Source organism: Arcanobacterium phocae (assembly GCF_018913465.1).
GTDB classification, from domain to species: Bacteria; Actinomycetota; Actinomycetes; order Actinomycetales; family Actinomycetaceae; genus Arcanobacterium; species Arcanobacterium phocae_A.
Genome location: NZ_JABAPM010000008.1, coordinates 31,389 through 44,657, shown reverse-complemented (window position 1 = coordinate 44,657; position 13,269 = coordinate 31,389). Strand labels below are relative to the sequence as shown.

The 13,269-nt window shown below is 50.5% G+C and carries 14 protein-coding genes and 1 tRNA gene; 8 read left to right on the top strand and 7 right to left on the bottom strand.

Annotated elements, in window-relative coordinates:
* The 4 genes from KSO86_RS08305 (at position 1) to KSO86_RS08565 (ending at position 2,809) form a co-directional block, all read left to right on the top strand.
* Positions 1 to 77 (top strand) — tRNA-Asp (locus tag KSO86_RS08305).
* A 74-nt stretch (positions 78 to 151) separates the two neighbouring features.
* On the top strand, positions 152 to 1,927 hold the full coding sequence (murJ, locus tag KSO86_RS08300) for a murein biosynthesis integral membrane protein MurJ (RefSeq protein ID WP_216378790.1): 1,776 nt from the start codon (positions 152 to 154) through the stop codon (positions 1,925 to 1,927).
* 100 nt (positions 1,928 to 2,027) lie between these two features.
* Positions 2,028 to 2,462 (top strand): phage holin family protein, encoded by a 435-nt coding sequence (locus KSO86_RS08295; RefSeq protein WP_308165734.1) that lies wholly within the window; start codon positions 2,028 to 2,030, stop codon positions 2,460 to 2,462.
* Positions 2,459 to 2,809 (top strand): DUF3618 domain-containing protein, encoded by a 351-nt coding sequence (locus KSO86_RS08565; protein WP_216378789.1) that lies wholly within the window; start codon positions 2,459 to 2,461, stop codon positions 2,807 to 2,809. The genes KSO86_RS08295 and KSO86_RS08565 overlap by 4 nt, the downstream gene beginning before the upstream one ends.
* A gap of 71 nt (positions 2,810 to 2,880) precedes the next feature.
* Here the strand turns inward: KSO86_RS08565 and KSO86_RS08285 are convergent, their stop codons facing one another.
* The gene (locus tag KSO86_RS08285; RefSeq protein ID WP_168917182.1) at positions 2,881 to 3,072 is read right to left on the bottom strand and encodes a BldC family transcriptional regulator; all 192 of its coding nucleotides are present in this window, start codon (positions 3,070 to 3,072) and stop codon (positions 2,881 to 2,883) included.
* Positions 3,073 to 3,429: 357 nt separating this feature from the next.
* Here KSO86_RS08285 and KSO86_RS08280 point away from each other — a divergent pair, with 357 nt between their 5' ends.
* Entirely contained in the window at positions 3,430 to 3,663 is a 234-nt protein-coding gene (locus KSO86_RS08280) for a DUF3073 domain-containing protein (protein WP_216378816.1), read from the top strand.
* A gap of 82 nt (positions 3,664 to 3,745) precedes the next feature.
* On the opposite strand, the gene KSO86_RS08275 is transcribed toward KSO86_RS08280, so the two are convergent.
* The 4 genes from KSO86_RS08275 to KSO86_RS08260 all read right to left on the bottom strand — a co-directional run bounded on the left by KSO86_RS08275 (position 3,746) and on the right by KSO86_RS08260 (position 8,560).
* The gene (locus tag KSO86_RS08275) at positions 3,746 to 4,102 is read right to left on the bottom strand and encodes a sterol carrier family protein (RefSeq protein ID WP_231699872.1); all 357 of its coding nucleotides are present in this window, start codon (positions 4,100 to 4,102) and stop codon (positions 3,746 to 3,748) included.
* 88 nt (positions 4,103 to 4,190) lie between these two features.
* The gene (gene gdhA, locus KSO86_RS08270) at positions 4,191 to 5,528 is read right to left on the bottom strand and encodes an NADP-specific glutamate dehydrogenase (protein WP_216378788.1); all 1,338 of its coding nucleotides are present in this window, start codon (positions 5,526 to 5,528) and stop codon (positions 4,191 to 4,193) included.
* 130 nt (positions 5,529 to 5,658) lie between these two features.
* Entirely contained in the window at positions 5,659 to 6,558 is a 900-nt protein-coding gene (locus KSO86_RS08265) for a phosphoribosylaminoimidazolesuccinocarboxamide synthase (RefSeq protein WP_216378787.1), read from the bottom strand.
* Between the two features lie 151 nt (positions 6,559 to 6,709).
* Positions 6,710 to 8,560: a phosphoenolpyruvate carboxykinase (GTP) gene (locus tag KSO86_RS08260; protein ID WP_216378785.1), complete on the bottom strand. Its 1,851-nt coding sequence runs from the start codon at positions 8,558 to 8,560 to the stop codon at positions 6,710 to 6,712.
* A gap of 334 nt (positions 8,561 to 8,894) precedes the next feature.
* On the opposite strand from KSO86_RS08260, the gene KSO86_RS08255 reads away from it, so the two are divergent.
* The 3 genes from KSO86_RS08255 (at position 8,895) to KSO86_RS08245 (ending at position 11,302) form a co-directional block, all read left to right on the top strand.
* Positions 8,895 to 9,761 carry a hypothetical protein gene (locus KSO86_RS08255; RefSeq protein WP_216378783.1) on the top strand — a complete coding sequence of 289 codons (867 nt, stop codon included), beginning with the start codon at positions 8,895 to 8,897 and terminating at the stop codon, positions 9,759 to 9,761.
* 130 nt (positions 9,762 to 9,891) lie between these two features.
* Entirely contained in the window at positions 9,892 to 10,860 is a 969-nt protein-coding gene (locus KSO86_RS08250) for a hypothetical protein (RefSeq protein WP_216378781.1), read from the top strand.
* The gene (locus tag KSO86_RS08245; protein WP_216378779.1) at positions 10,847 to 11,302 is read left to right on the top strand and encodes a hypothetical protein; all 456 of its coding nucleotides are present in this window, start codon (positions 10,847 to 10,849) and stop codon (positions 11,300 to 11,302) included. The genes KSO86_RS08250 and KSO86_RS08245 overlap by 14 nt, the downstream gene beginning before the upstream one ends.
* A gap of 66 nt (positions 11,303 to 11,368) precedes the next feature.
* Here the strand turns inward: KSO86_RS08245 and KSO86_RS08240 are convergent, their stop codons facing one another.
* Positions 11,369 to 12,280: a carbohydrate ABC transporter permease gene (locus tag KSO86_RS08240; protein WP_216378777.1), complete on the bottom strand. Its 912-nt coding sequence runs from the start codon at positions 12,278 to 12,280 to the stop codon at positions 11,369 to 11,371.
* Positions 12,280 to 13,230 carry a carbohydrate ABC transporter permease gene (locus tag KSO86_RS08235; RefSeq protein WP_216378775.1) on the bottom strand — a complete coding sequence of 317 codons (951 nt, stop codon included), beginning with the start codon at positions 13,228 to 13,230 and terminating at the stop codon, positions 12,280 to 12,282. Before KSO86_RS08235 ends, KSO86_RS08240 begins: the two co-directional genes overlap by 1 nt.
* Positions 13,231 to 13,269 lie beyond the last annotated feature (39 nt).

Below are 13,269 nucleotides of genomic sequence, written 5' to 3'. Positions count from 1 at the left end.
GGCCCTGTAGCGCAGTTGGTTAGCGCGCCGCCCTGTCACGGCGGAGGTCGCGGGTTCAAGTCCCGTCAGGGTCGCCATTATTTCCTCTTGCCATAGCAAGGGGAAATTTTCATATTCCGCTCCCTCGTAAAAAGACCGGTACACTAGTTCCATGCACTTTCGTTCCGGAAATCGCTTCACGCCTCGACACGGCCAAGGTTCAACGCCTCGGTCGGCAACTATGAAGGTACGCAACAGGCGGCCCGCCGTCGTCGTCCCCCAGAAAAATCAAACGTCAGCCGCGCGTTCGTCGCTCATCATGTTCCTCGGAACCCTTGTTTCCCGTGCCCTAGGTATGGTGCGATCGCCAATTCTCCTGGGCGCAGTCGTTGGCGTTTCCACTCCGGTAGCAAATTCTTTCGACGTCGCTAACAATGTCCCAAACCTGTTGTACGGAATCATCGCGGGCGGACTGGTGAACGCGGTACTTGTCCCGGCAATCGTGCGCGCTACCGAGAAATCCCGCACCGACGGCGTCGCCTTCATCAACAAGCTCCTTACTTTTTCATTCGTTACCCTTGGCGCGATAACACTAGCGATCACCTTGGCTGCGCCGCTAATCGTTAATTTCTATGCCGCAACCATGTCAACGGAGTGGTACCGGCTCACCGTCATTTTCTCGTTCTGGTGTCTGCCGCAAATCTTCTTCTACGGCCTCTACGCCGTCCTTGGTCAGATTCTCAACGCCTATGAAAAGTTCGGACCGTACATGTGGTCGCCTGCCCTGAACAACATCGTTGCCATCGCCGGTTTAATCCTCATGCTCATCTTGTTCGGTCCAGAAGACTCCACGGCGCCGTCGTCAGCAGCGGACTGGGCCGGCGCTCCCACGGTGATTCTCGCCGGAGTTTCCACCCTCGGAATCGTTTCTCAAGCAGTCATCTTGTTCTGGCCGCTTCACCGCTTGGGAATCCGTTATCGTCCTGATTTCCAGTGGCGTAACTCGGGTTTGGGCGACGTCGGACGGGCCGGTAGCTGGGTTTTGGCCCTCATGATTACGGGTCTAGTCCCATTCATGATCTTGGTCAATATTGCTGCCGGAGCTACGCAACGTGCTTTAGACGCTGGCCTAGATACGACGCTGGTTGCTGGCAACTTCATGTACACAATCGCCTACGCTATCTATTCGCTGCCATCATCGTTGGTCACCATATCGATCATCACGGCGGTATTCCCACGCATGTCTCGAGCTGCCGCCCGGTCAGACTTTGCAGCGGTTCGTGCCGATGTCTCAGTATCAATCCGTACCATCGGTGTATTCAATATTTTGGCAACCGCGCTTATTTTCGTCTTAGCAGTGCCAGTAGCTAAAGTGGTCACGCCGACCTCCACGCCACAAGAGGCTTGGGCTCTAGCTTGGGTGTTGGGTGCGATGACGCTCGGTCTAGTATTCGCAGCGGCAGACATGGTTCTGATGAAGGTGTTCTATGCTTTTGAAGACACCAAAACTGCTTTTTGGCTTGCTCTGCCTTTCCAGATCATCACACCGCTACTCTATTTACAGATGTCGCTTATTCCGCCACAGTGGACGGTAGTTGGACTGTGCATTATTTTCTCGCTGGAAAATACCGTTATCATGATCGTCCATGCAGTTGTGTTACGACGACGCCTCGGCGGCATTGACGGACGTAGAATAATCCGGACCCATCTCAAACTCACACTACTAGGCGCTATTTCTGGGACACTCGGGTTTATCATCATGCTCGGCTTCGGCTACCGTAATGTCGCCAGTTCGTTTTCGCTGGCAGTTATCTCAATCATCGTTGTCACTTTTGCCATGGGAATCGTTTATGTTGGGCTACTGAAGTTGTTCAACTTACCAGAAGGAAATATTCTTCTTCGCCCAATTCGCTCAATCATGGCAAAAATGTCTGGTCGACTTTCATAATTATTAAATAGAAACTCGAACTTTTAACTGTATTCATGAAAGAATGGGAACATAAATTAAATCTACCCAAGGGCTAGAGAAACCCACTAAGGAGTAGTTCGTGGCTACTGAACACACCAACCAAATCAATATGGTGGAATCATCAACACCGTCTTCCGGCGGTTCGATCGGTGAGCTTATCGCTAAAATTACAAGCCAATTTTCAGCACTGGTTCGCGATGAAATCAAATACACCGGCCTGCAGGCTAAAGCTAAAGTAACCCGCTTAGGAATCGGTGGCGTACTGTTGGCAGTAGCCGGAATCCTTGCACTCTATATGCTCGGTTTCTTGTTTACCGGTATTGCATGGGCGTTTGCAATAATTCTGCCAATATGGGCCGGCTATCTGATTACGGCTGGTATTTTGCTTGTCATCATTCTTATTTTGGCTCTTGTAGGAAAGAAATCAATTGACAAAGCGTCCCAGGCTACGGTCAATCCCAAGGCTGGACTTGTGAAAAACGTTGAGGCCATCAAGAAGGGATTTGAAAAGTGAGCAATATAAACGAGGCTGCCCGCTTGGCGGCACATTCAAAATCAGCTGCTGATTACGAGGCCCCAGCTGGAATCGAAGATAATCGTAGCGCCGCTGAAATACAGCGTGATATCGAACGAGTTCGGGAAGAAATGACGGCAACTGTCAATGAGCTTGCCGCGAAGCTTGATCCTCAAGTACTCAAAGAAGATTTAACGTCAGCTATGAAGGAAAAAGTCGAGGAAGTTAAAGCAAAGGCGCAAGCCTTGGCTCATGATGCTGCTGCTGGCGATAAAAAAGCTATCGGTATTATTGCTGGTGTAGCATTCAGCGTTGCAGCCCTCATTATCCGCAAAGCAATGAAGTAGCTTAACAATACTAAAGTGGGGCGTCAGACTAAAAGTCTGACGCCCCACTTGTCAATCACACACGAAAAAAGTCAGTCAATTTCAGTTGTATTGTTCTCCAAGATTGCAACGATGTCTGAACGGCGGAAGCGACGGTGTCCACCGAGAGTACGAATCGATGGGATCTTTCCGGAATCAGACCAGCGAGCAACAGTCTTTGGGTCTACACGGAAAAGTGCTGCAACTTCAGCAGGGGTCATGAGCTCAGTATCAAACTCGGTCATTATATCTTTCCTTCCGCACCATAAAGCCAACATATATAACGATTTGTCTCTATAAATGCTTGATTACAAATTGTCCACTTCAATTATAAAACGAACATTAAATAAGGAATGTACGACCTAGATATGATTTCCCACAAATGTACCCCAACTACAGATGTATAAGACATTAACCCGAAGTCGCATTACTGAATTATTACTGGAAAATAAGGTGGCGAATAGTGGGAAAATTCTAATTCCTTTACCTCCACGTGGAGATTAGGGACCGATTCGTTGTAAAGTAGTTCAACGAGAACAATTAAGTACATGAAGGGGCCACCTCGCGTCGCCCCAAAACGAGTTGAGGGGGGTCGGATCCCGATGGGACGCGGCCGTCAAAGAGCCAAACAGCGAAAAGTCGCACGTGATCTAAAGTATTTCAGTCCTGAAACGGATTACGCAGCCCTTGAAAGAGAGCTGGTTGCGAAATCCAGCGCTTCGTCTGCTGATGATGCTTCCGATGAATCGGATGGCGATTGGTCAGATTACGATTCGTATGATGTACCCCCAGCAGTAGACTGGGACGAGGACGATTGGATGCCGCCACATAAGTGACGCGCACGAAGATTTGTTATCCAGCCGGGCCAGATGGCCTGGCTGGAACATTTCTGTACCCTTTTCACCCTATTTCTGCTGGTTATTCACCAAGTTGCCCAGAGCCAAATAACGGCAAAAACTCTTCCAAGTTTGAGCGCGACCCGCTCGCCTTGATTGTTCCTGAGGCCGGTTTTCCGACGGCCAATTCCAGCCATGTCTGCGCATCCATTTCCACCACATTCGGCGGTGTACCACGGGTATGCACTGGGCCATCGATAGCCTGCACTGCCCCAGCCCACGGCACTCGGATTTCTACCGATCGCCCAGGGTGACGACTCGCAAATTCTTCTAACGCGAACCGTACCGCCATCCGTTGTTGCGACACCGTCAACTCATCACCACGAGCAAATGATCGCACAAGTGACATTCCTGCCGCCGGATCAACTTTTCTCTTCATACTAAGTATTGTAGACGGTTGCGTCGTCGTCGATAAACAACAGTGGGGACGCAACCTCGTTACGTCCCCACGTCTATCTAACGATAAATCAGATGATTCCCTGGTCAAGCATGGCGTCAGCCACCTTGCGGAATCCTGCAATATTCGCACCTACAAGGTAGTCCCCCGGCTTGCCGAACTCATGCGCAGTTTCCAAGCACTCACGATGAATATCCAGCATGATCTTATCTAACCGGTTCTCTACCTTCACGAATGGCCATTGCGTCAAACCGGCGTTCTGTTGCATCTCCAAAGCAGAAGTAGCAACACCACCAGCGTTCGATGCCTTCCCTGGAGCATAGAGAATATGAGATGACTGAGCCGCTTCAATAGCCCGCGGCGTCAATGGCATATTCGCACCCTCAGCGATGAGCTTAACTCCGTTCTTAGCCAAGGTCGCTACGTCAGCCTCATCCATCTCGTTTTGGGTCGCACATGGGAGCGCAATGTCACCAGCGATTCCCCAGACCCGTTCTCCGGCCAGGAATTGCGCATTAGGGCGGCGTTCGGCGTAGTCTGAGACTCTACCACGCTCAACCTGCTTGACTTGCTTGAGAAGCTCGACGTCGATCCCATCTGGATCGTACACGGCACCAGAAGAATCCGAAATTGAAATCGGCTTAGCACCGAGCATCTGGGCTTTTTCGATCGCATATGTGGCCACGTTTCCTGAACCGGAAACAATAACCTTACTACCTTCCATATCTTCGCCACGTTCCCCAAGCATCGCTTGTGCGAACGTCACAAGGCCATAGCCAGTAGCTTCGGTACGAGCTAAGGAACCGCCCCAGTTTCGGCCCTTACCAGTGAGTACACCGGCCTCATTGCGGTTCGATAACCGCTTGTACTGCCCAAACAGGTAACCAATTTCGCGCGCTCCAACACCAATATCACCTGCGGGAACGTCAATATCTGCACCGATGTGCCGGGAAAGCTCGGTCATAAACGCCTGACAGAAGCGCATAACTTCGTTGTCTGACTTACCATGCGGATCAAAATCAGACCCACCCTTGCCGCCGCCGATACCTTGACCGGTCAAAGCATTCTTGAAGATTTGTTCAAACCCAAGGAATTTCACCACGGACAGAGTGACTGATTTATGGAACCGCAATCCACCTTTGTATGGACCAAGCGTAGAGTTGAATTGGATGCGGTAGCCACGATTAACGCGGACTTGGTTATTGTCATCTTCCCATGCCACCCGGAACATAATTTGACGCTCAGGCTCAATAATGCGCGCCAGAATGGCTGCATCTTGGTAATCCTTGCGCGATAGTAGTAGCGGTTGAACCGATTCAATAACTTCTTGTACCGCTTGTTGGAATTCTGGTTGGGTAGGGTTTCGGCGAAGTGACTCTTCGTAAACCTTTTCGATATATGGATCCATATACATACTCCTTGAAATATTTTTCTTACTTCACAGAGTAAACCGCAGATACATATTTCGAAAAGGACGAACGCCCAGTCTTTACTAATCATCTCATTCTATGTACGTGGTATGCGCCACGTACAAGACGCTATTTCGTCTCAGTGAGCATCTTTACTACTGTTTGATAACGTTCCAGCGTTGCAGTAACGAGGTGATGTGGCAACGGCGGAGGTGGAGTTCCGGCGTTACGGTCCCAACCAGTACTAGCCAACCACCGGCGCACAAATTGCTTCCCCATTGCCGTTTGCGACCGCCCAGGGACATAGTCATCTTTTAACCACAAAGTTGCAGAGTCCGGGGTGAGAACTTCGTCCGCCAAAATAATTTCATCGTCGCCAGCGTCAGCAGATGAGCCAAACTCAAGTTTGCATGTAGCCAAGATAATTCCTGCATCCATACACACGTCATGGCCTCGCTCATATATTGCTAGTGATATACGCCGAATTAAACGCGCCGCATCCACACCAACAATGTAGGAAAATTCATCGAAAGTGATGTCAACATCGTCAGCTTCGACGGCACCCTTACGCGCCGGCAGAAAAATAGGAGCTGGCAACTGATCACCTTCGTGCAAACCGGCTGGCAACTCGACGCCATTAACCGCACCCGTTTTCTGATATTCATCGAGCATAGTGTCAGTCATATATCCAGCAACCGTGCATTCGACTGGGTACATGCGGAGGCGACGGACGATCATGGCTCGTCCTGCTACCTCAGCTGGCACCTGCGCACTTGTTAAATGGTTGTGGACGATATCGTCGAGCCGTTCAAACCACCATAATGCAAGCTTAGTAAGGAGCTCTCCTTTACCTGGAATGATAGTTGGAACAACACGGTCTTGCACCGAGATTCGATCAGAGGCGACAACAAGCATAGTTTCGTTACCAGCATGCCATTGCTGATCAACTGGAATATACATGTCATGTACCTTGCCAGCATAAATACGTGACCAGCCAGGAATCGACATGCTACCTGCGAACGGCTTCATTGTTCCTCCTCCGTTGGATTGAACTCTCTATATTTTATCGTCTAGCAATGATGAGTTCTATGGCTGGCAGGCCCAATTTCATATTGTGGACGCAAAAAATGTGGCTCGGGAAAACCCGAGCCACATTTTTAGCTTAATAGCTTAGCTACATTCAGTTCTTAGCAGCTGCGATGCGCTCACGGAGAGCTGCGAGCTCGTCCATAAGAGCTTCTGGAACGCTGTCACCGAACTTAGCGAAGTACTCTTCAGTCTCAACTGTTTCAGCTTCCCAAGCTTCTGGATCAAGGGTGTACATTGCTTCCCAATCAGCTTCGGAAACGCCGGAGCCTTCAAGGTTGAAGTCTTCACGCTTCGGGTAGAGACCAGTCATACCCTCAACAGCTTCAACTTCGCCAGCAACGCGACGAACGATCCAGTCAAGAACGCGGGAGTTATCGCCGAATCCTGGCCAGAGGAACTTACCGTTGGCATCCTTGCGGAACCAGTTGACCTGGTAGACCTTCGGGAACTTCTCGCCAAGCTCTTCTTGCATCTCGAGCCAGTGACCCCAGTAGTCAGCCATGTTGTAGCCACAGAATGGGAGCATTGCGAATGGATCGTGGCGGAGTGCGCCAGCCTTGACGTCAAGAGCTGCAGCGGTAACTTCGGAAGAAACGTTTGCGCCAATGAAGACACCGTGAGCTGGGGTGTACTGCTCAGCAACGAGTGGAACGTTGTTTGCACGACGGCCACCGAAGAGGATTGCGTCAACCGCAACGCCTTCTGGAGCTTCCCAATCAGGGCAAATGATTGGGCACTGAGAAGCTGGAGTGGTAAAGCGGGAGTTCGGGTGAGCTGCTGGCTCGCCGGACTCTGGGGTCCAGTCATTGCCGTGCCAGTCGATCAAGTGATCTGGGGTCTCGCCGTCGATGCCTTCCCACCAAACATCGCCGTCGTCGGTCAATGCGACGTTGGTGAAGATGGTGTTTGCACGCATGGTGTCCATAGCCATTGGGTTGGTCTTGTAGGAGGTACCTGGGGCAACGCCGAAGAAGCCAGCCTCTGGGTTGATGGCGCGTAGGCGGCCATCTTCACCTGGGCGCATCCATGCGATGTCGTCACCGACGGTCTCAACCTTGTAGCCAGCAATGGTTGGCTGGAGCATAGCGAGGTTGGTCTTACCACAAGCTGATGGGAATGCAGCTGTTACGTGGAACTGACGACCAGTCTTTTCGTTGGTGAGGCGGAGGATGAGCATGTGCTCAGCCATCCAAGTATCGCGACGAGCCATGGTCGAAGCAATACGAAGAGCGAAACACTTCTTACCAAGAAGTGCGTTGCCGCCGTAACCGGAACCGAAGGACCAGATTTCATTGGTCTCTGGGAAGTGGGTAATGTACTTCTCATCGTTGCATGGCCATGTGGTGTCTTCCTGGCCATCTTCCAGAGGTGAACCAACAGAGTGAACTGCTGGGACCCACTGCTTACCTTCAGCGATAAGCTCAAGAGCCTTGATACCCATGCGGGTCATGATACGCATGTTAACAACAACGTATGGGGAGTCAGTAAGCTCGATACCTAGCTGAGAAATCGGACCACCCAATGGACCCATGGAGAATGGAATGACGTACATGGTACGACCGTGCATTGCACCGCGGAAAACACCCTTCTCACCAATGAGGGTTTCCTTCATTTCCTTTGGATCTGCCCAGTGGTTGGTTGGACCTGCATCTTCTTCCTTCTCGGAGCAGATGAAGGTACGGGACTCAACACGAGCCACGTCCGATGGAAGCGAACGAGCGAGGAAGGAGTTCGGACGCTTCTCTGGGTTCAAACGGGTGAACATTCCTGATTCAACCATCATCGAAGTGAGGCGATCCCATTCTTCCTGAGATCCATCAGCCCACTCAATGTTCTTTGGCTCGGTCAGGTTAGCTACCTTGGTAACCCACTCGACCAAATCGGCCGGGGCAACCGATGGTGCCCCTTCGCGAACAGCCTCGATAGTGTACATGTCAGTCATCCTTTTTCCTCCTAGAGTTGACGACGACGAATGGTTTTTATGCCAATAACTATGCTACCGGGATAGCGACGTTTTTACTGGGACTATCGGACCCGAACATTCACAATTTCCCGGATCGTTCCTTCCAAACCCCTGCTATATCACAATTTTCTCGAGGTTAGGTAGACCTACTCATGTTCGCTTAGAGACGATGAGTGACACAACGCACTATCGCCCGTTAACGATGTATCGACGCACTTAGGTCACCTCATTGCTTCCGATATTTTGTTATCGCACTAGCCGTAAACGCCGTTGTTCCCTAGAATCACTTATAAAACGTTGAAAAGGAATTCCTATGACCTCATATTCACTGAAGAAGTTTGCTCTTTTTGCGCTTGCTGCGACAGCTACCGTATCGCTCAGTGCATGCCATGTTGACCTCGGCGTCGGCATTCATCCCGATGGAAATGTCAACTCAGTCGTCGAATTGCACGACGACGACGGAAAACTCGCCGCTCTGGGTGCTGGGGATAGTTGCGATGACCTTCTAACCGCGATCAAGAGCCAAGTTCCAGGTGGATCTGGCGAGGTTAAGGTTACGGACATAAGCACCGATGGTCATCTTGGTTGCCGTTTCACTGCCGAGTCAGAGAAAAGTGCTATCGACGGCAAAAACCTCAAGGAAACCGATGACACATTTATTTTTTCCACCGAGGATACCAGCCAGCAGGTACCTCCAGCTCAACTAAGCATGCTTGAAAGCATGGGGACTTTCACTTTAACCATTGCGATGCCCGGCGATATCATTAAAGCTGAAGGGGCCGAAATTAACGGCAACATAGCAACATATAAGTCTTTGAGCACAATCGTTAAGGGCATTACTGTTGAGGGTCATAAAGAAGGCACTGGCTCACTAGACGATGCAAAGATTGGGCAGAATTCTGCTACTCCGCTATGGATCTGGATCGTTGCCGGAGTTGGCATCGTCGTTGTTATTGGCGTGTTGATCTTCCTGCTTATCCGTAAGAAGCCAACTACTGAGCTAACACCGGCTCCGTACCATAATCCAGATGCGCCGATGATGCCTACTTCCGCTACACCAGCTGAACCGACTCAGCCGGGGGACTTAGCCCAGCCAACCGTTGACGACATTAACGCAGAAGCATTATCTGAACCTGAAATGCAAGCTGGTAATCACGACGACGAACCGCAACTGCGATAACTATTCGTCCCACTAAATTATGACCCTAGCGGATGGTCTCCACGGCCATATAACCTCTAGGGTCATAATTTTAAGCCGATAACTATAGTAGACTTTTTGACAATACGTACACCAAATTCGAAAGGCCGATATGAGACTGCCACGGAAGATAGCAACATACGCAACCACAGCTGTACTTGCCCTGACCTTAGGCGCCTGCCATGTGGACGCCGGCGCTGGGATCCACGAAGACGGAACGGCCACCATTGCAATGGAATTCCATGATCAATACGGCCTTCTTAGCCAAGAAAACATCTCTTCATGCGACGATTTCGCTAATCAAGTCATTGCCGAAGCGCGCAAAAGCCCAGAAGTCGCACAGTTACCTTCTGGCGCACTAGATGAAGCGATAGAACATCTGGATGTGACCGAAGTGCCGTCCAAAGATGGCCTCGGCTGCCGGATCAGTTTTGAAACTCCAGAATCAGTTATCGACGGCGAGAAAATCACCGAAACTGATTCAACATACGTCATCGATATGCGCGAAGATACTTCTGACGAGATTCCGGCAGAAGCAAAAATGCTAATGGACATCGTTGATGCACGTGTTGTTGTGGCTACACCAGGAAAGATTATCAAGGCTGATGGCGCAACGATTGATGGTAACCGCGCTATCTACGAAGGTCTTGAACCAATTATCAAGAATGGCATCTATGTTGAAGGTGAAAAGACCGGTAATACTGACTTCAGCGATCTCTTCGCACCAGCAGGCGCGACCTCAGGCATGCCACTGTGGGCGTGGATTGCTATCGGAGTTGCGATCATTGCAGCCATTGCACTACTCGTGTTCTTCTTGGTTCGTAAGAAGGAACCAGAACAGACCACTGAACTACCAGAATACGGTTTTACACCACAGTACGATCCAAACGTAGCGTCGCCTACTCCGATGCCATCAGAGCAGCCAACGATTCTGACTCAGACGACGTCGCATACTCAGCCTTCAGCACCAGTGACACCGCCAGCACAGCCGATTCCACCGATGCAATCACATCCTGACGTATCGGCGCCCGAAACCACAGCAATGCCAAATAATCAGGATCCTGACGATGAGCTCAAGTAATCCGCATGCGATGCTCGATGCCGTTACCCTCGGCCTTGGCATCACTCTTTACTATGCGAGTCCAGATATGATTCGTTCCCGGCCAATGCGATTCGTAGTGAAAACATTGTCCTGCGCTATACCTGCTACTTTCCAGATAGCATCAGAAAAAGCAAAAACCGGCGCAATTTCAGATATAGAACCGAAAGATGCTGAATCGAAAGATGCAGATGCTGATCTGAAAGATACAGACCAGCACCATGTTAAGCCCCATATGCTGGCAATCGGCGGCGCACTGGTTGCCGGTTCTCTCGGCATGTCGATCCTTACTGAACGTGCGATCTTCCGGCGTGGAGAGCGCCGTCGTGCCGAAGGTAAACGCCTTGCTCACTCCCAGTTCGCGCTGGTGGCTGGAATATCCGCTGGAGTTGTCAGCTACCTGAACGATCGCTTCGGCGGCTAACAGCTAAATAGCAAAGTGGTGGCCACGAACTTTTGTTCGTGGCCACCACTTTATGTCTGCGGGTTATCAGCCCTTGACTGAGCCGGCTGCGAGGCCGGACTGCCAATACTTTTGCAACGCAAGGAAGAGAACAATCAATGGGAGAACACCCAATAGCGCGCCTAGCATCACAGCTCCCTTTTCTGGGGCGAAGTAACTCATCATGCCGTACAGGCCAAGAGTTACTGGCTTAATTTCATCAGCCGTCACCATCATCAACGGCAACAGGAAGTTGTTCCACGTTCCTACGAAAATAAAGAGGAAAATCGTCACCATCGCCGGTGCTAGCAGCCGCAACACCATCGTAAAGAAAATACGAGCTTCGCTAGCACCATCGATTCGAGCAGCTTCAATTAACTCAGTTGGCACAGATGTCTGCGCATAGACACGGCCCAAGAACACACCAAATGGGCTCACACAAGCTGGAATGATAATCGCCCACATTGTATTGGTGATTCCGATGTGATGGAAAATAATGTAGAGCGGAATAGTGAGGAGCGCTGCTGGCATGAGCAGGCCGGACATGATCACGCCCATCGCAATTCCCTTGCCAGGAAAGTTGAACTTAGCGGTTGCGTAACCTGCCATCACAGAAATGAGTGTGCCAACTACCCCAGCAACAGTGGAGTAGAGTAACGAATTCAATACCCACCGCCAAAACATTCCGCGCGTCCACACCATGAGCGTGTCATGGTTCTTCAACAAATTAAAATCGTCGAACCATAAACCGTTCGTGGACACGAGTTGGGAATTCGTCTTCGTGGATGCCACAATCACCCAATAAACCGGGAACAAGAAGTACACGAGCGCAAGAAATAGGATAGCTCTGGTGATCCAGCGAGCCACAGCAGATGGCGCGATAGAACGAGCCGGGATTCCTTCACGTGATGGAACATACTCGGTTCCGTCGCTGAGCATACGTTTGGTCATTTTTGACATTAGTTATTCACCTTCCGCTCAATCAATGCATAGACCACAGCTAAACCACCCGCAATCACAGCCATCACAATAGAAGTAGCAGCTGCCGGCCCGTCACCAGATGGGGTAATCTGCCCAACCATAGTGTTGTACGCCATCATCATTGGAGTGTAGTCAGCACCCATCCACCGGTTCACAGTGGACAAAACAGCTGGTTCGTTAAACAGTTGGATCGTTCCTACAATTGAGAGGAGGACGGACAGTAGCACTGCCCCACGAACCATTGGAACCTTCACCTTTGTTACTACCTGGAACCCAGTAGCTCCATCAAGCCGGGCCGCTTCCTCAAGCTCGGTTGGAATCGCCTGTAGTGCTGCGAGGAAGATCAGCATGTTATAGCCCGTGTAGGTCCAGGTAGTCATGTTTGCCATCGAGAAGAAAATGAGATTCTTGCTCATCAAATTAACGTCTAGCCCCAACCAGTTCAACAGCGAAATAAGTGGTGAGATTTCTGGAGTGTAGATGTAGAGCCAGATGATTGCCGCTACGATACCGGGGATAGCGAATGGCAAAAAGTAGCCGAGTCGGTATACCGCAACGTGTCGAACGAGCAGCGAGTCTAGAACAAGAGCCAATGCCAAGCCCACAAAAATCATGACGGGGACCTGGATGAGTGTATAGAGAATTACTCGCATAATTCCCATCCAGAATCTCTCATTGGCCACAGTGTTGTAGTAGTTATCTAAACCAACGAACTCTTTGATGAGCTCGCTTCCGCCGTAGAGTCCGCCGCCGTCGGAGACTTCTTGGAAGAACGACGAATATATTGATGCCCCAATCGGTAGCAGAAAAACCAACGTGAAGCCGATAACGAACGGGAGCATGAAGATCCAACCAGTTAGGGCTTCATGGCGCTCGCGCCTGCGTCTGCCTCTTTTTCTTGAGCTATCGATTTCTACCGTGTTTGTCATAGTGTGCCTCAATATAAATTCCTTATAGTCCTCAACCAA

Bases quoted from the DNA above. Each gene is read 5' to 3' on its own strand.
- KSO86_RS08265 (WP_216378787.1), bottom strand. From the start codon at position 6,558: ATGAAGCCGTTCGCAGGTAGCATGTCGATTCCTGGCTGGTCACGTATT.
- KSO86_RS08250 (WP_216378781.1), top strand. From the start codon at position 9,892: ATGAGACTGCCACGGAAGATAGCAACATACGCAACCACAGCTGTACTT.
- KSO86_RS08245 (WP_216378779.1), top strand. From the start codon at position 10,847: ATGAGCTCAAGTAATCCGCATGCGATGCTCGATGCCGTTACCCTCGGC.
- KSO86_RS08275 (WP_231699872.1), bottom strand. From the start codon at position 4,102: ATGAAGAGAAAAGTTGATCCGGCGGCAGGAATGTCACTTGTGCGATCA.
- KSO86_RS08235 (WP_216378775.1), bottom strand. From the start codon at position 13,230: ATGACAAACACGGTAGAAATCGATAGCTCAAGAAAAAGAGGCAGACGC.
- gdhA (WP_216378788.1), bottom strand. From the start codon at position 5,528: ATGGATCCATATATCGAAAAGGTTTACGAAGAGTCACTTCGCCGAAAC.
- KSO86_RS08240 (WP_216378777.1), bottom strand. From the start codon at position 12,280: ATGTCAAAAATGACCAAACGTATGCTCAGCGACGGAACCGAGTATGTT.
- KSO86_RS08255 (WP_216378783.1), top strand. From the start codon at position 8,895: ATGACCTCATATTCACTGAAGAAGTTTGCTCTTTTTGCGCTTGCTGCG.
- KSO86_RS08285 (WP_168917182.1), bottom strand. From the start codon at position 3,072: ATGACCGAGTTTGATACTGAGCTCATGACCCCTGCTGAAGTTGCAGCA.
- KSO86_RS08260 (WP_216378785.1), bottom strand. From the start codon at position 8,560: ATGACTGACATGTACACTATCGAGGCTGTTCGCGAAGGGGCACCATCG.
- KSO86_RS08280 (WP_216378816.1), top strand. From the start codon at position 3,430: ATGGGACGCGGCCGTCAAAGAGCCAAACAGCGAAAAGTCGCACGTGAT.
- murJ (WP_216378790.1), top strand. From the start codon at position 152: ATGCACTTTCGTTCCGGAAATCGCTTCACGCCTCGACACGGCCAAGGT.